The organism is Microvirga sp. P4_A5 (assembly GCF_056402495.1).
This window is the reverse complement of sequence record NZ_JBFUHH010000078.1, coordinates 1-21373: the sequence shown is the minus strand read 5'-3', so window position 1 is coordinate 21373 and position 21373 is coordinate 1. Positions and strand designations below refer to the sequence as shown.

Below are 21373 nucleotides of genomic sequence, written 5' to 3'. Positions count from 1 at the left end.
GGCAAAGGACAAGTCCCACGATGGTGCCTTTGGACACCCGCTGCTTCAGCACCAGCCAGACGATCAGGATGACGAAGAGCGGGGCGATCGTGGCGAAGAACGTGGCGTTGGCGACAGTGGTGTTGAGGATCGCGAGATGCCAGAAAAACAGGTCACCCGAGAACGCGAGACCCGCCAGCACCGTGGCGCGCGTAAAGGAGCGCCGAGGCGCGCTCGCGGGCGCACGCTTCTCTTCCAGCACCATCCAGACATAGACAACCGGCAGGGACAGAGCGACGCGCCAGAAGGCGCTGGCGAAGGGACCCACATCGGCGGCGGCGAAGCGCACGAAGATGGGCGAGATGCCCATGGCGACGGCGCCGACGCACAAGGCCGCGAAGGCCGGCGCGAAGGGTGATTCCAGTCGGTCGGTCGTCGGCGTCGCGGACATGGGAAAAATTTCGAAGGACGAGGGCCGGGGCCGGTCAGGGATGTCCGGTCGCGTTGTCAGTTGTCGTAGGGCACGTTAAGGCTCTTTCACAACCCCTTTCATCGGCTCCGTCTCCCATCATGTCGGCACCCCTTGCGCGCCCGCGCCCCGATCTCTCGCCCCGGCCATCGGTCGGGTCGCCGCTCGTCGAGCCGTGGCCGCTGGAGCGCATCGACGGCGAGGTGACGTCCGGCGTGCTGCTGCTGTGCGACCATGCCTCCAACGCAGTCCCGGCCGACCTGGCGGATCTCGGTCTGCCGAAAGCCCAATTCGAACGTCACATCGCGTATGACATCGGAGCCGCTGCCGTCACCCGCGCCCTTGCCCGCCGGCTCGGCGCGCCCGCCATCCTCACCCGGTTTTCCCGGCTGGTGATCGATCCCAACCGGGGCCGGGATGACCCGACGCTGGTGATGCAATTGTCCGACGGCGCGGTGGTGCCCGGCAACAAGGGCCTGGGCGAAGACGAGATTCAGCGGCGAATCGAGCGCTTCTACGATCCCTACGACGTGGCGATTGCGCAGGCGATTCAGGACGGCCTCAAGGCAGGCCATCCGCCGGTGATCGTGACGATCCACAGCTTCACCCCGAGCTGGCGCGGCTGGCCTCGCCCCTGGCATGTGGGCATTCTCTGGGACGCGGACGAGCGCTTTGCGAAGCCGCTCCTGGAGGGGCTCATGGCCGAAACCGGGCTCGTGGTCGGCGATAACGAACCCTATGACGGCGCGCTCGCGGGCGACACCATCGACCGCCACGCCACTCATCGGGGCCTCGCCAACGCACTCATCGAGATCCGGCAGGACGTAATTGCCAGCGATGAGGGCGCCGAGGAATGGGCGGAGCGATTCGCCCGCCTCCTCGGACCCTTGATCCGGCGAACCGAGCTGAGAACGCCGCAGATCCAGCCGACCCGCACCCGCGACCGGTTGCGTCGTCACTGAGGATTACGGGGATAAGTGCCATGGACGACCAGACCCGAACGGAGCTCGAGGCCGCGGCCTTCCGCAAGCTGGTGGCGCATCTTGCTGCCCGGCCGGATGTGCAGAACATCGATCTGATGAATCTCGCAGGCTTTTGCCGCAACTGTCTGGCGAACTGGATGAAAGAGGCCGCGGATGAACGCGGAGTCCCGCTTTCCAAGGAGGAGAGCCGGACGCGGATTTATGGAATGCCCTACGAGACGTGGAAAGAACGTCACCAGGCCGAGGCCGATGCGGCCCAACTTAAAGCCTTTGAGGAATCGAAGCCGACGGCTTAGATCACGCTGAGTTCGGGCCGAATTGCCCACCACTCGTGAAACATGATCGCTTTCGATTCTGGAGCATGATGTCGCCCGAAAACCGCTTCGCAATTTTCGGCCTCATGCTCTAGACGTGGCGCCAACCGATTTCCCTTCCGGCCGAGCGCCACCACTCAAAGGTTATTTTTATGGACGACGCAGCATTTCAAACCGAATCGGTTGCCGGCGATCAGCTCAAGGCGTTCATCGAGCGTCTGGAGCGCCTCGAGGAAGAGAAAGCCGGCATCGCGGGCGACATCAAGGACGTGTACGCGGAAGCCAAGGGCAACGGCTTCGACACCAAGGTGATCCGCAAGATCATCTCCATCCGCAAGCGCGATTACGCGGAGCGGCAGGAGGAAGAGGCGATTCTCGAACTCTACATGCAGGCGCTCGGGATGGCCGGCTGAGGCGATTCGGTTCCGGACATACGAAAAGGCGGGGCATGACCCCGCCTTTTTCATGTAACTCGGCTTTTCTAACGAATGACCGGCAGCGGCTTGACCGCCGGGCCGGTGAAGCGGTTCGTCGCGAGATCACCCATCGGCGTCTGGGAAAAACCCATGGCGAGGCTGGGACCGGCCGTCATGAGCGCCCGGGTGCCTGTCATCGGAGCCTTGACCTTGGTGGCCTCCGCGACTTTCGCGGGCACGACCGGTTTGGCGATCTCCTCCCGAGCGGCCGGACGCGCGGGCGCGGTCGAGCCGGTGATCGGCATGTCCAGGGGCGCCGCCGACGCGACCGTGATGGCGGCGACGGGCCTTACGGGCGGCAACGGCGGCGGCACCGCTTCGAGGCTCGCCACCACGCTGGTCAGACCGCGCAATTCAGGCACGCCCGGTACGGGGATGGGGTTGCTCTGTGCCAGTGCGCTCGGCCGGGCCGGTGGGATCGGCGCATAGGCGATCACAGGACCCGACGTGATCGACACATCGTCCGGTCGCCGGGGCGGCATGGGCGCGAACGCCACGTCTCTGCCCCCGCTCGTCTCCAGCCCGCCGGGACCCTGCTGCCAGGACAGGGACGGACCGGTCGAGGTCTCGACCGTCTGCGGCAGGCCGGCGATCCGGGTCGGCGGCAGCGGCGCCGGCGACTTGATATCCTCCCGCAGGGCGGGCGCCACGGCGGCGACGACGGCCGGAGCCGGCGGTTCCTCGACGCGCGGCTGCGGAATGACGGCGGCGCGGGTGAGCTGGCGGGAAGGCGCCGGAGACCGGCTCTGCGCCAAGGCCGCATAGACACTCGAATTGGAATCGCTCGCGTAATATTCCTGCGGCGACGCATTGCGGCCGCCGCCCGCCAGGAGGTTGCGCCCGGGCCGCGAATTGGCGCGGATCTCCTCCGCGTCCTCGTCCTCGTCAGCCCCGCCGAACAGGGTCGCCCAGAAGCTCTTGCGGCGGGTCGGTACCACCTCGTCCGCATCCGCCACGGCCGAATAGCCGCCCACCGTCCCACCCTTGGCGAGAACCTCCGCGCGGGCTTCCTCGTAGCGGGAGAACGGCGTGCCGTCGGAGGGCACGTGAACGGTCTTGCCGTCAGGGAAAATCCGCGCGAGCTGATCGCGCGTCATCCGCGGCCAGGCGCGAACGCTGCCTACGTCGAGATGGACGAACGGCGTATAGGCGTTGGGATAATACCCGACACCGCCATTCTGCAGCCGCATGCCGATGGCGCGAAGACGCTCGGTCGGAACGTCGGGCAGATAGAAATCCAGCGCCTTGCCCAGCATGTGCTGGCTGTTCTTCGCGACGGCGCTCGAACGGCGGCGCAGCATCGCATTGGTGTTGGGCGAGCGGTAGGCCGAATTCACACGGACCGGAGCCTCCGATCCGACTTCGCGATAGACCTCCCACACCGTGTCGAACAGGCGCGGGTCCATGCGGGTTTTCTCCTCCCGCCGCCAGTCGCGGAGAAACCAGTTCAGCTGCTCCAGCGCCTGCGGATCGTATTGTCCGTTGCGGCGAAACGTGACGGTCAGCGTTTCGCGGGTGTTGTTATGGTAAAAGCTCAATGTCCGCGTATCGCCATTGGCGATGGCATCCTGCGTCGCGCGCGTACCGCCCACAAAAACAGCCAGGATGGCCGCGACGCAAAGGCCCGCGCGGCGGAAGATGTTCGACGCGACCGCGGGGCGGCCCGAACCCGATACTCTCACTGTGATACTCGTCTTTGCGTGCCGCTGCGGAGGCGGCATCCCTATAGTGAAGGGATATTTGCCGAAGACGGTTACCTCCCGGTTAAGTGAACGGCGAAAAAGGAAAATTTCCTGTCGGCACGCTCACCCGGAGCATCCGCGCCGCCGCATCTCGACGGAGGCCTCGTCAGAGCAGGACGCATGCGTCCCCGAGACAGGGCTTCGGGCCTCCTCAAGCATGACGCTCAGGGGGCATCCGGATCGAGGGTGATGTCAGAGGCCGAGGGCCGCGCGAACCTTGCCGTCGAAACCGTAGATGTCATCGAAGGATTTCAGCGCGCCGTGGTCGTCGATCGACAGGGTGAAATAGGTCAGGTGGACGGGAAGGGGGCTGCGCAGGTGCACGTAGCGCTCGCCCTTGCCGACCAGTCCGCGCAATCTCTTCTCGGACCATTTGTCCTCCTGCGCGAGGATCTCCTCCGCAAGCTCGAACGGCTGATCGACGCGCACGCAGCCGTGGCTCAAGGCGCGCTTTCCCGCCGAGAACAGAGTGCGGTTGGGCGTATCGTGCAGATAGACCGCGTGGTCGTTGGGGAACATGAACTTGATCAGGCCGAGCGCGTTGCGTTCGCCGGGCGGCTGCTGCACGGAAATCCGGTTGCCCTTGCGGACGATCCGATAGCCCTTGCGCGCGGCATATTCAGGATCGGCCGCGAGTGCCGGCAGGAACTCCTTCTTGAGGATGGACGGCGGCAGCGTCCATGACGGGTTCACCACCAGATATTTCATGTCTTCGGAAAAGATCGGCGTCTGCGAATTCTCCTTGCCGACGATCACGCGGGACTCCCGCACCACATCGCCGTCGTCCACCAGACGCAGGCGATATTCGGGAACGTTCACCATGATGTGCCGCGCGCCGAGATCCGCCGGAAGCCAGCGCCAGCGCTCCATGTTGGAAATCAGTTCGCCTTCCAGCACCGCGCGGGGCTGGCTCGAGAGGGCCGCGATGGTGCGGGCGTTCAGAACGCCGTTGGTCGGCAGCCCCTTGGCCTTCTGGAATTCCGCGACCGCGGTCGCAACACTCTCGTCGTAGAGATTTTGATCCTTGCCCGGCTTCAGTTTGAAATGGGCCCTGATGAGCGGCACGCGCGGATCCTGCATTCCGACCCGCAGGATTGGGCCCTTCGGCACGCGCACGGTCGGCTGCGAGGGCCTGTGCGCCCGCAATTTCGCCAGTTCGTTGCGCAGGACGACGTAGGTTTGATGCGGCGGGTTATAGGCCGCGAGCGCCGCGCCGGCATCYGGCGCGCCCGAGAGTTGTCGCAGGACCTCGTCGGGCTTGGGCAGATCGAGCTTGGCGGTGATCAGCGGCGAGATCCGCGACAATTCGATGCGGCCGCCACGGGCGTCGTGCGCATAGCGGATGGCCGAGGCTGTAAGGCGCAGATCCGCGTGCGCCCATTGGGCCGGGACCGCATCCTTTGGGAGGCCGGGATCGGGCAGAGGGTAGTCGCTGCTCGCCAGGCCATCCTCGTCGGCGGCCTTGAGGCGGGACACGAGCGATTTGGCAGCCGGCGTCCAGACCCCGTCGCGGACCCAGACCAGGGGGGTCTCGCTCGCAGCGTAGAAGGCCGCGACCGAGTCGCGCTCGGATTTGGTCAGGCCCAATTCCCGGATCGCCACGGGGTCCGCCAGCCGGTCCTCCACGGCGAGGCGGAGCCAATCGGCCTGAATTGCGGCGAGCGCCGAGGCGCTGTCGGGGAGCGGGATCTCGATCGCGGGGGCGGGCGCCACCAGGTCGGCCGCATTGATGGTCACCGATGCCGCGGGTGCCGGCTCCGGCAAGGTTGCGACGGCGGGGGGCGGCGGGGCGATATCGGAAAAGGACGGCTGCGCGGGGTCGATCAGCGCCGGGACCTGATCCGGCCGCAATGGCATGTCCTGAGCCATCGCCATGAGCGAGAACATCGAGACCGATCCGATGAGCCCCAGCAAGGGTGCGGTTTTGCGAAGGCTGCGAATCATCGTCGTTCCTCAAATCTACGCCGCGACGTGCATGCAAGGACCGTCGAGGCTAACGCGCCAACCGGCCGCGCGGGTCAGTGATGTAGGCTGCGCACCATCAATTTCCCGTAAAGAACGCTGGAGGGCGTCGAGGCAGGAAGTCCAAAGCGCAATGGTCTTTTAAAAAACGTAAACGCAAGATTAACAGCCGGCGGCGCCGTGCCGGAGGGTGTCGGGTTGATCCGGAGGCCGCGGCGGACAATATGAGGCAGAGTGATCCTCCGCTCCGCCATCTCACGAATTCGACGCTCCGCCAATATCCTGAAAGACACACCTTTGCGCCAAACCCCCGCCGCCCTCTCCCAGCAAGTCGAACTCGGGACCTTGCCCGAATGGAATCTCGCGGACCTGTATCCCGGCATGGAGAGCGAGGCGCTCAAGGCCGACCTCGCCAGAGCCGAGGCAGAGTGCAAGGCGTTCGCCGACACCTATCGCGGCAGGCTCGATGCGATGGCGCGTTCGCAAGGGGGAGCGGATGAGATGTTCGCGGCGCTCCAGCGCTACGAGGCTGTCGAGGATCTGCTCGGGCGCCTCATGTCCTATGCGGGCCTCATCTATGCGGGGGACACCACCGACCCGGTGCGGGCGAAATTCTACGGCGACGTGCAGGAGCGCCTCACGGCCGCTTCAAGCGAGCTGCTGTTCTTCGGGCTGGAACTGAACCGCATCGACGACGCGGTCCTCGAAACGGCGGTGGCGCGCGAGCCGCTCTCCCATTACCGACCTTGGATCGAGGATCTGCGCAAGGACAAGCCGTATCAGCTCGACGACAAGATCGAGCAGCTCTTTCATGAAAAGTCGGTGACCGGCCGCGGCGCCTGGAACCGCCTCTTCGACGAGACCATCGCGTCGCTCCGGTTCGATGTGCGCGGCGAGGAGCTCGCCATCGAGCCGACCCTGAACAAGATGCAGGATTCCGACGAGACCGTGCGCAAGGACGCCTCCGAGGCCCTCGCCAAGACGCTTACGGCAAATCTGCGCAACTTCACGCTCATCACCAACACGCTCGCGAAGGATAAGGAAATATCCGATCGCTGGCGCGGGTTCGAGGACGTGGCCGATTCGCGCCACCTCGCCAATCGCGTCGAACGCGAAACCGTGGAGGCGCTCGTGGCGGCGGTGCAGGAGGCCTATCCGCGCCTGTCGCACCGCTATTACAAGCTGAAGGCGCGGTGGTTTGGCAAGGACCAGCTCGACCATTGGGATCGCAACGCGCCTCTGCCCAAGGTCGATCAGCGGACCATCCCGTGGACCGAGGCGAAAGACACCGTTCTGTCGGCCTATGCGGATTTCTCGCCAAAAATGGCGGATATCGCCGGGCGTTTCTTTAGCGAGAACTGGATCGATGCGCCGACGCGCCCGGGCAAATCGCCCGGCGCCTTCGCGCATCCCACCGTTCCGTCGGCCCATCCTTACGTGTTGCTGAACTATCAGGGCAAGCCGCGGGACGTGATGACGCTCGCGCATGAACTCGGCCACGGTGTCCATCAGGTGCTGGCGGCACCCAACGGCGCCTTGATGGCACCGACGCCGCTGACGCTGGCGGAGACCGCGAGCGTGTTCGGCGAGATGCTGACCTTCCGCCGACTCCTCGACCAGACCACGGAGCCGGTCCAGCGCAAGGCGATGCTGGCAGCGAAAGTCGAGGACATGATCAACACGGTCGTGCGCCAGATCGCCTTCTACGCCTTCGAGCGCAAAGTGCACCTCGAGCGCCGCAACGGCGAGCTGACATCCGACAAGCTCTGCGAGTTGTGGATGTCCGTGCAGGACGAGAGCCTCGGCCCGTCGATCCGGCTCGGTCCCGGATACGAATCATTCTGGACCTATATCCCGCACTTCATTCATTCACCTTTCTATGTTTACGCGTATGCGTTCGGCGATTGCCTCGTGAACTCCCTCTACGGTATTTACGAGCGCGCGAACGAGGGCTTCGTCGACAAATATTTCGCCCTCCTGTCGGCGGGCGGAACGAAGCATTATTCGGAATTGCTGGCGCCCTTCGGCCTCGATGCGCGCGATCCGAAATTCTGGCAGATCGGCCTTTCGATGATCGAGGGCTTGATCGTCGAGCTCGAATCCATGGAGCAGAACACCTAGATGTCTGGCCCCGACCGGGAAGCGAATCGGTTTTCCGCCCGCGCGGCGCGCTATGCCCGCGTCGGCGCCAACATGGGCGGCGTCGCGGCCCGCATGGCCGGCGCCCGGCTTTTCAATCGCGACGGGCAGGATGCGTCGAACGCCGTGGCGCTGGCGCAGGCCCTGGGCGGCCTCAAGGGGCCGATAATGAAGGTGGCGCAACTGCTGGCCACCATCCCGGATCTGGTGCCGCCCGAATATGCGGCGGAACTGCAGAAGCTCCAGAGCGAAGCACCGCCCATGGGCGCGGCTTTCGTGAAGCGGCGGATGCAGGCGGAGCTCGGCGCCAACTGGCGGGAGCGCTTCGGCTCGTTCGATCTCAATCCCGCCGCCGCGGCGTCCCTCGGACAAGTGCACCGCGCGACCACGCTGGATGGGGCGGAGCTTGCCTGCAAATTGCAGTATCCCGATATGCAATCGGCCGTGGAAGCCGACCTGCAGCAACTCGAATTCGTGTTCTCGCTGCATCGGCGCATGAATCCCGCCATCGACACGCGGGAAATCGCCAAGGAAATCGGCGAGAGGGTGCGCGAGGAGCTCGATTATGCGCGCGAGGCGAAGCACGCGGCTCTTTATGCCCACGCGCTCGCCGATGTGGAGCAGGTTCGCGTGCCGCGGATCCATCTCGATCTGTCGACCCAACGCCTGTTGTCGCTCGAATGGCTCGACGGCGAGAAGATCCTCACCTTCGCGGAGGCCGACGTGGCGGTTCGCAACCGGCTCGCGGTGGCGATGTTCAAGGCGTGGTGGCATCCGTTCAGCCACGCGGCGGTGATCCACGGCGATCCGCATCTGGGCAACTACACGGTGTTCTCGGAAGGGGGCGAGCCGCAGGGCATCAATCTGCTCGATTACGGCTGCGTGCGCATCTTCCACCCGCGCTTCGTCGGCGGCGTGGTCGATCTCTATCGCGGATTGCAGACCGGCGACCGCGACCGGGTCGTGCACGCCTACGAGACCTGGGGGTTCAAGAACCTCTCGGCAGAACTCATCGACATCCTGAATATCTGGGCGCGGTTCATCTATGCGCCGTTGCTCGACGATCGGGTGCGCACGGTGGCGGATGGCGTCAAGCCCGGCGAATACGGACGTCGGCAGGCCTTCGAGGTCCACAAGGCCCTCAAGGAGAAGGGTCCCGTGACGGTGCCGCGCGAATTCGTATTCATGGACCGCGCCGCCATCGGGCTCGGCGCCGTCTTTTTGCACCTCCGGGCGGAGCTGAACTACCACCAGCTGTTCGAGGCGGAGATCGAGCGCTTCTCGCTCGAATCCCTCGCGCTGCGCCAGCAGGAGGCCTTGACCAAGGCAGGGCTGACCGCTCCGACGTAATCAGGTTGCATCGCCGCGCCTCTGGCCGTAAATGCCTGATGGTCAGGGCAGGGGCAGCCGATGAAATTCGTCTTCGTTCACCAGAATTTTCCCGGACAGTTCGGCCGCATGGCGGCGGCGCTGGTCAAGGAGGGGCACGAGGTCGTCGGCATCGGCACCCTGAAGCAATGCAGCGTCCCGGGCGTGAAGTACTTTTCCTATGTGCCCGCTGACGGGCCCGATGACGAGCCCTACCAGCACCGCTATTCGCCGGTCATCCCGCGCCTGCGCCGCGCCTATGGAGCGGCGCATTGCGCAAGGCGGCTCGCCGAGCAGGGTTTCCACCCGGACGTGGTGGCGGTGAATACCGGCTGGGGCGAAAATCTGTTTCTCAAGGACGTCTGGCCGAATGCCCGGCATGTCGCCTATTTCGAGTATTATTACGCGGCCAAAGGCCAGGACCTCGATTTCGATCCCGATTATCCGATCGAGAACGTCGAGACGGTGTGGCGCCTGCGCGCCAAGAACGCCATGCAGCTCGGCGCCTTCGACGCGGCGGACGTGTCCGTCGCCCCGACCGAGTACCAGCGCGACACGTTTCCGGATTACCTGCGCGATCGCATCGCGGTGATCCACGACGGCATCGACGCGCAGCGCCTGCGGCCCGATCCGTCCGTGACGATCCGCCTGGGCAAGGACGGGCCGCGTCTCAGCCGGGATTTTCCGGTGGTCACCTATGTGACCCGGAACATCGAGCCCATGCGCGGCTCCCACATCATGCTGCGCAGCCTTCCGGACATTCTCGATATCGACCCGAAAGTCCAGGTCGTCATCGTCGGGGGCAAGGGCAAGAGCTATTCCGGAAATGCGCCGGGCGGCCGGACCTGGTTCGACGTCTTCCGCGAGAAGATCGACCGCCCCGTCGACTGGTCCCGCGTCCACATGGTGGGGCATCTTCCATACGAGCAATTCGTAAAGGTGCTGCAGCTCTCCTCCGCCCATGTCTACCTGACCTACCCGTTCGTCCTGTCCTGGTCGCTGATCGAATCCATGGCCCTCGAATGCCGGATCGTGGCGTCCGACACCGCGCCGGTGCGGGAGGTCATCGAAGACGGGGTGAATGGGCGCTTGTTTCCGTTTTTCGACCCCAAGGCGCTGGCGGGGAGAGTTCGCGAGACCCTTGAAAACAAGGAGCAATCGGCCGCGATGGCAAAAACCGCGCGGGCCCGGGCGCTTCAGAAATACGATTTCGAAACAATCTGCCTGCCGCAATGGCGCCGGTTTCTCGGCGTTCGCTAAGCGAGCCTTGACCATAAATCGCCGGAAAACCGCCCGACAAGATTGCGGCCCCTTCCCGCATGGGGTAAACGCAGCACAAATACGTCATGCTGAATGGGGCATCGATCATGGCCGATACCAAACACGCGCCATATGCGGGCTACAGCCCGGATATGGACGCTCGCTCGCACGAAGCGACCTATCGCGGCTTCATCCGTTTCGTTGAAATCGGCAGCGTCGTGGTGCTCTGCCATGTGCTGGCGCTGGCCGTCGGCGGCGTGCGTCATGCGTGGCTTACGGCCATTTTCGGCGTGATCCTGTCGCTCGCAGCGGGCGCGGTCGGTGCGATGTCGCCGTCGGTGGGAGTCAAGGCTCCCGCCGCGGTGGCGATCCTGCTGCTTCTGGCGCTGATTTTCTACTAAGTTCGACCGGGGGCCGGGCCTCCCGCCCGGCTCACTCCAATATCGATGGGCGCCCCAGGGTCGCCCGGCACGGGGGGTGTTGCATGCGGGTCGCCGTTCTCTCGGAAACCGACAAGGTGGAGACGCGCGTCGCGGCCACCCCTGAAACCGTCAAGAAATACATGGCACTGGGCGCAGAGGTCGCCGTCCAGTCGGGCGCCGGCGTCAAGGCCGGCGTGTCCGATGCGGAATACGAGGCGGCAGGCGCCGTGATCGCGCCGAATGCCGCCGAGGCGGTCAAGGACGCCGACATCGTCCTCAAGGTCCGTCGTCCGGGCGCTGACGAACTCGTGGGCTACAAGCCCGGCTGCATCCTCATCGCCATCATGGACCCCTACGGCCAGGACGCGGCGCTCAAAGCGCTGGCGGACGCGCGGGTCTCGGCCTTCTCGATGGAATTGATGCCCCGCATCACCCGCGCGCAGGTCATGGACGTGCTCTCCTCGCAGGCCAATCTCGCGGGCTACCGCGCCGTCATCGACGCCACGGGCGAGTATGGCCGCGCCATGCCGATGATGATGACCGCCGCCGGCACCGTGCCGGCCGCCCGGGTCTTCGTCATGGGCGCGGGCGTCGCCGGCCTTCAGGCCATCGCCACCGCCCGCCGCCTCGGCGCGGTGGTGACGGCGACCGACGTCAGACCCGCCGCCAAGGAGCAGGTCGAGAGCCTTGGGGGCAAGTTCGTCGCCGTCGAGGACGAGGAATTCAAGCAGGCCGAGACCGCGGGCGGCTACGCCAAGGAAATGTCGGCCGAATACCAGGCGAAGCAGGCGGCGCTCGTGGCCTCCCACATCGCCAAGCAGGACATCGTCATCACCACGGCGCTGATCCCCGGCCGTCCCGCTCCCAAGCTCGTCAGCCGCGCGATGGTCGAATCCATGAAGCCGGGATCGGTCGTGATCGATCTGGCGGTGGAGCGCGGCGGCAATTGCGAGGTCGCGGTGCCGGGCGAAGTGGTGGAGCACAACGGCGTCAAGGTCGTGGGCCACCTCAACGTGCCGGGCCGGCTCGCCGCGACGGCCTCGGCGCTCTACGCCCGCAACCTCTACGCTTTCGTCGAGACGCTGATCGACCGGGAGACCAAGAGCGTCGCGGTGAAATGGGATGATGAGCTCGTGCGGGCGACCAACCTCACCCGCGACGGCGCGATCGTTCACTCAGCCTTCCAGCCGACCGTTTAGACCAGGGGGACGTCATGGCGACACTCACGCCCGAACAGGCCGTCGAGCAATCACGAGCCGCCGCCGACGTGGCGCAGCGCGCGGCGGAGGCGGCCCAGGCGATCGCCGATCAGGTGGCGATGGCGGCCTCGGTCGCCACCCACGGCGCGGTCGACCCGACGGTCTTCCGCCTCGCCATCTTCGTGCTCGCGATCTTCGTCGGCTATTACGTGGTCTGGCAGGTGACGCCCGCCCTCCACACGCCGCTCATGTCGGTGACCAACGCCATCTCGTCGGTGATCGTCGTCGGCGCGCTCCTGGCAGTCGGCGTCAACGTGGCGCCGGCTCTGGGCGAGGGCTCGATCTGGGCGCGCGCGCTCGGCTTCATCGGCATCATCCTGGCTTCGATCAACATCTTTGGCGGCTTCCTGGTGACCCAGCGCATGCTTGCCATGTACCGCCGGAAGGGTTGAGGCGATGTCACCAAACCTTGCCTCGCTCCTCTATCTGGTCTCGGGCGTCCTCTTCATCCTGGCGCTTCGCGGCCTGTCGCATCCCACCACCTCGCGAAAGGGCAACCTTTACGGCATGGTGGGTATGGGGATCGCGATCCTCACCACCATCCTGGTCCAGCCGCCGGCCGATTTCGCCGGCTGGGCGCTGATGATCGCGGGCCTTGCCATCGGCGGCGGCATCGGCGCGGTGGTGGCCAAGCGCGTGCCCATGACGGCGATGCCGCAGCTCGTCGCCGCCTTCCACTCGCTGGTGGGCCTCGCAGCGGTGCTGGTCGCCGCCGGTGCGCTCTACGCGCCGCAGGCCTTCGGCATCGGCAGCGTCGGCACGATCCATGGCGCCTCTTTGTTCGAAATGGCCCTCGGCGTCGCCATCGGCGCCATCACGTTTACGGGTTCGGTCATCGCGTTCCTGAAGCTCGACGGCCGCATGTCCGGCAAGCCGATCATGCTGCCCCAGCGGCACCTGCTGAATATCGGCCTCGGCGCGCTGATGGTGGTGCTGCTGGCGATCTTCATCACCACCGAGAGCCATGCCGCCTTCTGGCTCATCGTGCTGGTGGCGTTTATCCTCGGGGTCACCCTCATCGTGCCCATCGGCGGCGCCGACATGCCGGTGGTGGTGTCGATGCTCAACTCCTATTCGGGTTGGGCCGCGGCCGGCATCGGCTTCACGCTGGGGAATCTCGCGCTCATCATCACCGGCGCGCTCGTCGGCTCCTCGGGTGCGATTCTCTCCTACATCATGTGCAAGGGCATGAACCGCTCGTTCATCTCGGTCATCCTCGGCGGCTTCGGCGGCGAGACGACGGGCGCCGGCGCCGGCGCGGTGGAAACCCGCCCTGTGAAGCAGGGTTCGGCTGACGATGCCGCCTTCATCATGAAGAACGCCGAAAAGGTCATCATCGTGCCAGGCTACGGCATGGCGGTGGCGCAGGCGCAGCATGCCCTTCGCGAGATGGGCGACATGCTGAAAGCCCACGGCGTCGACGTGAAATACGCCATTCACCCGGTGGCAGGCCGCATGCCCGGCCACATGAACGTGCTGCTGGCGGAAGCGAGCGTGCCGTATGACGAGGTCTTCGAGCTCGAGGACATCAACAGCGAGTTCGCGCAGGCCGACGTGGCGTTCGTGATCGGCGCCAACGACGTCACCAACCCGTCCGCCAAGACCGACCCGTCCTCGCCGATCTTCGGCATGCCGATCCTCGACGTGGAGAAGGCCAAGACCGTGCTGTTCATCAAGCGCGGCATGGGGTCGGGCTATGCGGGCGTCGAGAACGAGCTGTTCTTCCGCGAGAACACCATGATGCTGTTCGGCGACGCCAAGAAGATGGTCGACCAGATCCTCAAGAATCTCGATTGAGGCCGGCAAGCCGCCCTGTTTTGCATTGAAGGAAGGCCGGTTCGAACCGGCCTTTTCTTTTGGGAGTTCATGATGGCCACCACCCTGCGCACGGCCTTGCCGGCGGATCGCGACGCGGTCGTGGCGCTGATCCGCCAGCTCAACATCGTCGAGGCCGACCTGACGGGAGATCGGCTGCGGGATCACGCCGCCGCCGCCGCCTATCACGACGAGCTGTGCCAACGGCTGGCAAAGCGCCATGGCCGCATCGTCGTCGCGATGGAGGAGGGCGAAGTGATCGCCGCCATGGGTTTCGTCGTCCAGACGGATGCCGCCTACATGGTGGAGGAGGTGCGGGACTACGCCGTCGTCACGGATCTGGTGGTGGATGCGCGCTTTCGCGGCCGGGGCATCGGCCAGATGCTGCTTCGCGAGGCCGAGCGCCTGACCCGCGAGGCCGGTCTCACGAGGCTCACCATCGCGGCGCTGGCGGCGAACGAGAGGGCGGCGCGGACCTACCGGGAATTCGGGTTCGCGCCCTATGTGACGATCATGACGAAGGTGGTGTGAAGTCTGAGCTCCGGACCGCGCCATAACGCTCTGTCATTCCGGGGCGCGAAGCGATCCCGGAGCCCCATAACCACAGGACGACCGAGGGAGTGCTCGACGCCAGCGCTTCTTTTGGGCCGGTCAGCGCGTCTGGGTTCCGGGTTCCGCTTTCGCGGCCCCGGAATGACCGGCTTTTAACGAAAAGCTCGCGTCGCGTTACAACCTCGAATTGCCCTGCCGCGCCACGGTGTTGCCGTTGTCGATCGCCAGCGCCCGCTGGAAGCTTTCCTGCGCCATTTGGCGGTTGCCCATGCGCTCGTAGGCGACGCCGCGCCAGGCCCATGAATCCGCATCGCGGTTATTGACGTTGAGCGCCGCGTTAAAGTCCTCGATGGCCTTGTCGTATTGCTGCGTCGCCACCAGGCTCTGGCCGCGGGCGGCGTAGGGAGCGGCCACGAAGGCGTTGCGGTCGATGGTCGAGTCGAAGTCGAGGATCGCCTGGGCGTGCATGCCCTGCTTCTGGTAGAGCAGCCCGCGCGCGTGGAGAGCCTCGGCCGATTCGGGCACGAGCCGAATGGCGATGGTCAGGTCGTCGAGGGCTCCCTGGAACTGCCCTTGAGCGCGCAGCAGGTTGCCGCGTCCGATATAGGCCGGGCCGTAATTCGGATCGGCTTCGATCGCGCGGGAGAAATCGGCCAGCGCCTGATCGTTGCGGTTGGTCTGGCGGAAGGCCAGCGCCCGGTTGGTATAGGCCGGCGCAAAATTCGGATCGACCTGCACGGCCTTGTTGAAATCCGCGATGGCGTCGCTGTAGCGGCCGACCCGGGCATAGGCCGCGCCGCGGGTGTTGTAGGCGCCGGGATCGCCCGGATTGCGCTGGATCACATCGGTCAGGGACGCGATGTTGACGCTGCTGGTCCCCTGCGTGTCCTCCTCCACCACGGCGATACGCCGCATCGAGCCCCCGCTGGTGGTGTCGCAGGCGGCAAGGCCAAGACCGACGAGGATGAGGGTGAAGGGTGCGAAACGGCGAATTGGTAGAGCGGACACCTTCGTCTCCAACTAATAGGGGGAATGAACAGAGTGCCGGAAAAACCTTAACGGGCCAGAAACGCCACAGAGCCCACGGGGGCCTGAACGCAAAACAGCGCCCCGCTTGCGCAAGGGGCGCTGAATCACGAATTCTTTCAGACGATCACGAAGCTGCGGATGCAGCTTAGCGCGGTGCGCCCGGACGACCCGCGCCAGCCGTCACAGGACGCGGCTTCGAAGGCAGGAGGCCTTCGCGCTGCATGCGCTTGCGGATGAGCTTGCGGGCGCGACGGACAGCTTCGGCCTTCTCGCGAGCCTTCTTCTCAGAGGGCTTCTCGTAATGGCCGCGCAGCTTCATCTCGCGGAAGATGCCTTCGCGCTGCATCTTCTTCTTGAGGGCGCGGAGCGCCTGATCGACATTGTTATCCCGGACAAGAACCTGCACGCGACTTCCTCGTTTTGAGCCGTATCGATTGTGGCAAAAAGTAAATGAGGCGCGTCGTGCGCACCTCTCTCTGGCCGGCGTGACTACCAGAGGAAGGCTGGAATGTCCAGACGGCCTCGAAACAAAAGCGCCGGTCGGAGAAGTTAACGTCCCGCTTGCGGAAAGGTTTCGGCCCCCTCCGGAAAAACGCGGGTGACGTGCCCCATCTTGCGGCCCGGCCGCGCCTCAGCCTTTCCGTAGAGGTGGAGCTGGGCGCCGGGCTCGGCCAGAATGCGCTTCCATGTATCCGCGTCCTCGCCGATGAGATTCTGCATCTCGACCCGTCCGAGGCGGGAAGGAGCGCCGAGGGGCCAGCCGCAAACGGCGCGAACATGCTGCTCGAATTGGGAGGTCCGGGCGCCCCCGAGGGTCCAGTGCCCGGAATTGTGCACGCGCGGCGCGATCTCGTTGACCACGAGGGTCTCGTCGCTGCCGCTCCCGACCAGGAACAGCTCGACGCCGAGAACGCCCACGTAATCGAGGGCGTCGGCGATGGCGCGGGCAATCACGACGGCCCGCTTCTCGGTCTCATCCGAGACCCCGGCCGGGACCCGCGTGATGTCCAGGATGTGGTTCCGGTGCGTGTTGGCGCACAGGTCATAGGCGGCGAAATCGCCGGCTTGGGTCCGGGCGGCGACCACCGACAACTCCCGCTCGAACGGCACGAACCCTTCGAGAATCGACGCCGCGCCTCCGACGGCCGCGAAGGCCTCGGCGGTGTCCGTGTCCGGGCGGATCATCACCTGCCCCTTGCCGTCATAGCCGAAGCGCCGGGTCTTGAGCACGGCGGGCCGCCCGATTCGATCGATCGCCTCCGCCAGCTCGGATTCGCTGGCGACGGCGGCGTAAGGCGCCGTGGGGATGCCGAGTTTCGACACGAAGGTTTTTTCGGCGAGGCGGTCCTGCGTGGTGGCGAGCGTCCGCGCATTCGGCGCGAGCGGAGCATGCGCCGCCAGAACGGCCGCCGTCGCGCTCGGGACGTTCTCGAACTCGTAGGTGATGATGTCGACCGAGCGGGCGAACCGGGCCAGTGCCTCCTCGTCCTCGTAGGCCGCCACCGTGCGTTCCGCGCAGACGTCGAAGGCGGGGCTGTCGGCCTCGGGCGCATAGACGTGGGTGCGAAGCCCGAGCTGAGCCGCCGCCATAGCGATCATCCGGCCGAGCTGGCCGCCGCCGAGAATGCCGAGGGTGTTGCCGGGGACGATCATGCGGGTGAGGCTTCCTCTGCGGGACGTTCGGCAACGCTGTGGGTCTGGCGCTGGCGCCAGGCATCGAGACGTTCCGCCAGCGCCTCGTCGTGAAGGGCCAGCACGGCGGCTGCCAGCAAGGCCGCGTTGACCGCCCCGGCGCGTCCGATGGCGAGCGTTCCCACCGGGATGCCCGCTGGCATCTGCACGATCGACAGAAGGCTGTCCTGACCGGACAGGGACTTCGATTCCACCGGCACCCCGAAGACGGGCAGAGGCGTCATGGCGGCGGTCATGCCCGGCAGGTGGGCGGCGCCGCCGGCGCCTGCGATCACCACCTGAAAACCCGCCGCCTTGGCGCCCTTGGCAAAGGCGACCAGCCGGTCCGGGGTCCGGTGAGCGGAGACGATCCGGGCGTCATAGGAGATTCCCAGCGCCTCCAGAGCCTCGGCTGAGTGCCGCATGGTGGCCCAGTCCGACTGACTGCCCATGATGATGGCAACGGGTATTCCTGCCATGGAATGGCTCCGGCTTGAGGCCTGTTGAGGCTGAGGCAATAGCGAAGCCCTTGGCGACGGGCAAGACCGCAGGCCGGGTGTGTCCGAAAAACCTGGCGCTTGCCCGCTTCAGGCGCTGATGTCGGGCGTGAGCTGGTCTTCGATCCGGATGATCTGATCCTTGAGGACGAGCTTGCGCTTTTTCAACCGCTGAACCTGCAGCTGGTCTCCGGTGATGATCTGTTCCAGCGCCTCAATGGCCGTGTCGAGATCGCGATGCTCTTGCTTCAAACGGGCAAGATCCGCTTCCAGTTCAGCCACATCGATCATCGAGACGTTCCAGATTGCCCATCGCCGCCGGCAACCGGGCGCGCTTTGGAAAAAGTATGCGCCGCGCAGCCATGTTCCGCAAGACGGTTACGTCGCACCGCAGCTTTCGTCGCACCCGCAAGCTTAGGTATAAAATCTGACCCCGGGTTTCGCAGCGCAGCATCGATTGCCTTCGACTCGCCACTTTCTGTATGTCACATTCATGACGTTAGAAGATCGAACAGGAGGTACAGAAATGCCGCTGGAGAACCATCTGACCGAGCTCGAACGCAAACACCGTGCGCTCGAGAGGGAGCTGCAAAGTGCCGTTCACCACCCATCCATGGACGATACGCGACTGGCCGAACTCAAGCGTAAGAAGCTCCACCTCAAAGATGAGATCAGCCGGCTGAAAAACAGCCATTCGGCGGTGCATTAATCGAATTATTCCTTAGTCCATTCCAGATTATTCCGAGTTTCGACAGACGCTGCTCCAGACGGAGCGGCGTCTTTTTTTATGCGGCCTCTAGGCGAGCCCGACCACGCCGTCATAGATCAGCTTGCCGCCGACGAGAATAAGGAGCCCGTAGACGATCGTGTAGAAGCGCTGACCCGATATCCGGCGCACCAGCCACACCCCCGCGTAGGTGGACGCGATCGCCACGGGGAAGAGCACCGCCGCGGTCGAAAGATTGGCGGCGCTGAATTGCCCGAGCGCGATGTAGGGCGGCACCTTGATCCAGTTCAGCAGCGTGAAGAGAATCGCGCCCGTGCCGACAAAAACCGTCTGCGGCAGGCGCTGCGGCATCACGTAGATCTGGAAGGGCGGTCCGCCCGCATGGGCGATCATACTGGTAAAGCCGCAGATCACGCCCCAGAACAACCCTTGCGGTAGGTGCGCCTTCGTCGGCGCGACCTCGTGCGGCCCGCGCTCGAGCATGAGGCGGCGAACGGCGAAACCGACGGAAATCACGCCGAGCGCCAGCCTGACGCCCGCGTCGGAAACCTCTGCCGCCCAAAGATAGCCGACGAGAATTCCCCCGATGGCTCCCGCCGCCAGGATCGCCACGTTTCGCCGGTCCCAGCTATGCCGGTAGACCCACACGGTCACTACGTCCTGCACCATGAGGATCGGCAGCATGATGGCGGCGCCCTGCATGGGCGACACCACGAGCGCCATCAGCGGCAGCGCCAGGAGGCCGAGGCCCGACAGCCCGCCTTTCGAAAGCCCCAGAAGGATGACGGCCGGCACGGCGGCGAGATAGAAAAGCGGGGCGGTGATCATCGGTCGCTCGTCGAAAGTCGCCGCTGACCACGGCGTCGCTGCCTGCTAACACGAGAGGCTTGCAAAGTCCGGGCGAAAAGGCCCTCCTTGTCGTCCGGCTGCGAATAACGACGAAAGGGAACGGCATGACATCGACCCCGAGCCGCTATCCGCAGGTCTACGCGCGCTGGCGCGCCGATCCGGAAGGCTTCTGGCGGGAGGCCGCTCGCGAAATCGACTGGTCCAAACCGGCCGAGAAGATCTTCGATCCCGAGATGGGCGTGTTCGGCGCCTGGTTTTCCGGCGCGGAATGCAACGCCTGCTACAATGCGGTCGATCGCCATGTGGAGCGGGGGCGCGGCGAGCAGGCGGCCTTGATCTACGACAGCCCCGTCACCGGCGCCAAGCGCACCTACACCTACGCCGAGTTGCAGCGCGAAGTCGCGACCCTCGCGGCCGTGCTGCAGGATCTCGGCGTCGCCCGGGGCGACCGGGTCGTTCTCTACATGCCGATGATTCCGCAGGCGGTGTTCGGGATGCTCGCCTGCGCGCGCATCGGCGCGGTCCATTCGGTGGTGTTCGGCGGCTTCGCGGCGACCGAGCTTGCAACCCGCCTGGAGGATGCGACCCCGAAGGTCATTCTCAGCGCCTCCTGCGGCATCGAGACGGCCCGGGTCGTTCCCTACAAGCCCCTTCTCGACGAGGCGATCACCTTGAGCCGCCACAAGCCGGAATCCTGTCTGGTCTTCCAGCGGCCGCAATACCGGGCCGGGTCGGTCGAGGGACGCGATCACGATTGGGACGACCGGGTTTCGAGCGTCGGTCGGGAAGCGCCTTGCATCCCGGTCGCCGCCACGGACCCGCTCTACATCCTCTACACGTCGGGCACGACAGGCCGGCCGAAGGGCGTCGTTCGCGACACCGGCGGTTATCTGGTGGCGCTCAAATGGTCGATGGGCAACCTCTATGGCGTCGCGCCCGGCGAGGTTTATTGGTGCGCCTCGGATGTGGGCTGGGTCGTGGGGCATTCGTATATCGTCTACGGGCCGCTTCTCCATGGCAGCACGACTGTCCTGTACGAGGGCAAGCCGGTGGGAACGCCCGATGCGGGAGCCTTTTGGCGGGTTGTGTCGGAGCATAAAGCGGTGGTGCTGTTCACCGCGCCGACCGCGTTCCGGGCGATCAAGAAGGAGGACCCGGAGGGCCTCCTCCTCGAAGGCTACGACCTTTCGACTTTCCGCGCGCTGTTCCTGGCCGGCGAGCGGGCGGACCCCGATACGGTGCAATGGGCCGAGCGCATTCTCGGCGTGCCCATCGTGGACCATTGGTGGCAGACGGAAACCGGCTGGCCGATCGCCGGCAATCCGCTCGGCCTCGGCGCGCTGCCGATCAAGTACGGCTCGCCGACGGTGCCGATGCCCGGCTACGACGTGCAGGTGCTGGATGAGGGCGGGAAGCCGTTGCCGGCCGATACGATGGGCTCCATCGCCATCCGGCTGCCGCTGCCCCCCGGCTGCCTGCCGACGCTCTGGCAGGCGGACGATCGCTTCCGCGAGGCGTATCTCACCACCTATCCGGGCTATTACAACACCTCGGATGCGGGCTTCATCGACAGTGACGGCTACGTCTACATCATGGGCCGCACCGACGACATCATCAACGTGGCGGGCCACCGGCTCTCCACCGGCGGCATGGAAGAGGTTTTGGCGTCCCATCCGGCGGTCGCCGAATGCGCGGTGATCGGGGTGAAGGATTCGCTGAAAGGCGAAGTGCCCTGCGGTCTCGTGGTGCTGAAATCCGGCATCGCCCGCGCCCCAACCGAGATTGAGGCCGAGCTGATCGCACTCGTGCGCGAGAAGATCGGGCCGGTCGCAGCCTTCAAGCTCGCCATCACGGTGGGGC

Annotated in this window: 22 protein-coding genes; 13 read left to right on the top strand and 9 right to left on the bottom strand. The window is 65.4% G+C overall.

What is annotated here, in order from left to right:
• On the bottom strand, positions 1 to 430 hold a 430-nt coding region (locus tag AC1DVM_RS17390), incomplete at its 3' end, for a DMT family transporter (protein WP_477256369.1).
• 119 nt (positions 431 to 549) lie between these two features.
• Here AC1DVM_RS17390 and AC1DVM_RS17385 point away from each other — a divergent pair.
• The 3 genes from AC1DVM_RS17385 (at position 550) to AC1DVM_RS17375 (ending at position 2158) form a co-directional block, all read left to right on the top strand.
• Entirely contained in the window at positions 550 to 1410 is an 861-nt protein-coding gene (locus AC1DVM_RS17385) for an N-formylglutamate amidohydrolase (RefSeq protein ID WP_477256367.1), read from the top strand.
• 20 nt (positions 1411 to 1430) lie between these two features.
• Positions 1431 to 1727: a DUF1244 domain-containing protein gene (locus tag AC1DVM_RS17380; protein ID WP_477256365.1), complete on the top strand. Its 297-nt coding sequence runs from the start codon at positions 1431 to 1433 to the stop codon at positions 1725 to 1727.
• Positions 1728 to 1897: 170 nt separating this feature from the next.
• Positions 1898 to 2158 (top strand): DUF2312 domain-containing protein, encoded by a 261-nt coding sequence (locus tag AC1DVM_RS17375; protein WP_150941994.1) that lies wholly within the window; start codon positions 1898 to 1900, stop codon positions 2156 to 2158.
• A gap of 68 nt (positions 2159 to 2226) precedes the next feature.
• Here the strand turns inward: AC1DVM_RS17375 and AC1DVM_RS17370 are convergent, their stop codons facing one another.
• Entirely contained in the window at positions 2227 to 3903 is a 1677-nt protein-coding gene (locus AC1DVM_RS17370; protein ID WP_477256362.1) for a peptidoglycan L,D-endopeptidase MepK, read from the bottom strand.
• A 252-nt stretch (positions 3904 to 4155) separates the two neighbouring features.
• Entirely contained in the window at positions 4156 to 5907 is a 1752-nt protein-coding gene (locus AC1DVM_RS17365; RefSeq protein ID WP_477256360.1) for a L,D-transpeptidase family protein, read from the bottom strand.
• 297 nt (positions 5908 to 6204) lie between these two features.
• Here AC1DVM_RS17365 and AC1DVM_RS17360 point away from each other — a divergent pair, with 297 nt between their 5' ends.
• From AC1DVM_RS17360 to AC1DVM_RS17325, 8 genes are all read left to right on the top strand, one after another.
• A complete protein-coding gene (locus tag AC1DVM_RS17360; protein ID WP_477256371.1) occupies positions 6205 to 8046 on the top strand; it encodes a M3 family oligoendopeptidase in 1842 nt (613 codons plus the stop codon).
• Positions 8047 to 9414 (top strand): ABC1 kinase family protein, encoded by a 1368-nt coding sequence (locus AC1DVM_RS17355; protein ID WP_477256358.1) that lies wholly within the window; start codon positions 8047 to 8049, stop codon positions 9412 to 9414.
• A 60-nt stretch (positions 9415 to 9474) separates the two neighbouring features.
• On the top strand, positions 9475 to 10692 hold the full coding sequence (locus AC1DVM_RS17350) for a glycosyltransferase (RefSeq protein WP_477256356.1): 1218 nt from the start codon (positions 9475 to 9477) through the stop codon (positions 10690 to 10692).
• A gap of 107 nt (positions 10693 to 10799) precedes the next feature.
• Positions 10800 to 11093 carry an aa3-type cytochrome c oxidase subunit IV gene (locus AC1DVM_RS17345; protein WP_477256355.1) on the top strand — a complete coding sequence of 98 codons (294 nt, stop codon included), beginning with the start codon at positions 10800 to 10802 and terminating at the stop codon, positions 11091 to 11093.
• Positions 11094 to 11176: 83 nt separating this feature from the next.
• Positions 11177 to 12313 carry a Re/Si-specific NAD(P)(+) transhydrogenase subunit alpha gene (locus AC1DVM_RS17340; RefSeq protein WP_477256353.1) on the top strand — a complete coding sequence of 379 codons (1137 nt, stop codon included), beginning with the start codon at positions 11177 to 11179 and terminating at the stop codon, positions 12311 to 12313.
• A gap of 14 nt (positions 12314 to 12327) precedes the next feature.
• On the top strand, positions 12328 to 12765 hold the full coding sequence (locus tag AC1DVM_RS17335) for a proton-translocating transhydrogenase family protein (RefSeq protein ID WP_477256351.1): 438 nt from the start codon (positions 12328 to 12330) through the stop codon (positions 12763 to 12765).
• Between the two features lie 4 nt (positions 12766 to 12769).
• Positions 12770 to 14170, top strand: a complete 1401-nt coding sequence (locus AC1DVM_RS17330; RefSeq protein WP_477256349.1) for an NAD(P)(+) transhydrogenase (Re/Si-specific) subunit beta — start codon at positions 12770 to 12772, stop codon at positions 14168 to 14170.
• Between the two features lie 72 nt (positions 14171 to 14242).
• Positions 14243 to 14719 (top strand): GNAT family N-acetyltransferase, encoded by a 477-nt coding sequence (locus AC1DVM_RS17325; RefSeq protein WP_477256347.1) that lies wholly within the window; start codon positions 14243 to 14245, stop codon positions 14717 to 14719.
• A gap of 195 nt (positions 14720 to 14914) precedes the next feature.
• On the opposite strand, the gene AC1DVM_RS17320 is transcribed toward AC1DVM_RS17325, so the two are convergent.
• From AC1DVM_RS17320 to AC1DVM_RS17300, 5 genes are all read right to left on the bottom strand, one after another.
• Entirely contained in the window at positions 14915 to 15748 is an 834-nt protein-coding gene (locus tag AC1DVM_RS17320; protein WP_477256345.1) for a tetratricopeptide repeat protein, read from the bottom strand.
• Positions 15749 to 15914: 166 nt separating this feature from the next.
• On the bottom strand, positions 15915 to 16175 hold the full coding sequence (gene rpsU, locus AC1DVM_RS17315) for a 30S ribosomal protein S21 (protein WP_477256343.1): 261 nt from the start codon (positions 16173 to 16175) through the stop codon (positions 15915 to 15917).
• A 143-nt stretch (positions 16176 to 16318) separates the two neighbouring features.
• Positions 16319 to 17422 carry a 5-(carboxyamino)imidazole ribonucleotide synthase gene (locus tag AC1DVM_RS17310; RefSeq protein ID WP_477256341.1) on the bottom strand — a complete coding sequence of 368 codons (1104 nt, stop codon included), beginning with the start codon at positions 17420 to 17422 and terminating at the stop codon, positions 16319 to 16321.
• Positions 17419 to 17919 (bottom strand): 5-(carboxyamino)imidazole ribonucleotide mutase, encoded by a 501-nt coding sequence (gene purE, locus AC1DVM_RS17305; protein ID WP_477256339.1) that lies wholly within the window; start codon positions 17917 to 17919, stop codon positions 17419 to 17421. Before purE ends, AC1DVM_RS17310 begins: the two co-directional genes overlap by 4 nt.
• A 108-nt stretch (positions 17920 to 18027) precedes the next feature.
• The gene (locus tag AC1DVM_RS17300; protein ID WP_477256337.1) at positions 18028 to 18228 is read right to left on the bottom strand and encodes a YdcH family protein; all 201 of its coding nucleotides are present in this window, start codon (positions 18226 to 18228) and stop codon (positions 18028 to 18030) included.
• 235 nt (positions 18229 to 18463) lie between these two features.
• Between AC1DVM_RS17300 and AC1DVM_RS17295 the strand changes: the two genes are divergently transcribed.
• On the top strand, positions 18464 to 18646 hold the full coding sequence (locus AC1DVM_RS17295; RefSeq protein WP_477256335.1) for a YdcH family protein: 183 nt from the start codon (positions 18464 to 18466) through the stop codon (positions 18644 to 18646).
• Between the two features lie 87 nt (positions 18647 to 18733).
• On the opposite strand, the gene AC1DVM_RS17290 is transcribed toward AC1DVM_RS17295, so the two are convergent.
• Entirely contained in the window at positions 18734 to 19492 is a 759-nt protein-coding gene (locus AC1DVM_RS17290; RefSeq protein WP_477256333.1) for a sulfite exporter TauE/SafE family protein, read from the bottom strand.
• Positions 19493 to 19617: 125 nt separating this feature from the next.
• Here AC1DVM_RS17290 and AC1DVM_RS17285 point away from each other — a divergent pair.
• Positions 19618 to 21373 (top strand): AMP-binding protein (locus AC1DVM_RS17285; RefSeq protein ID WP_477256331.1); only part of this gene is annotated, 1756 nt, incomplete at its 3' end.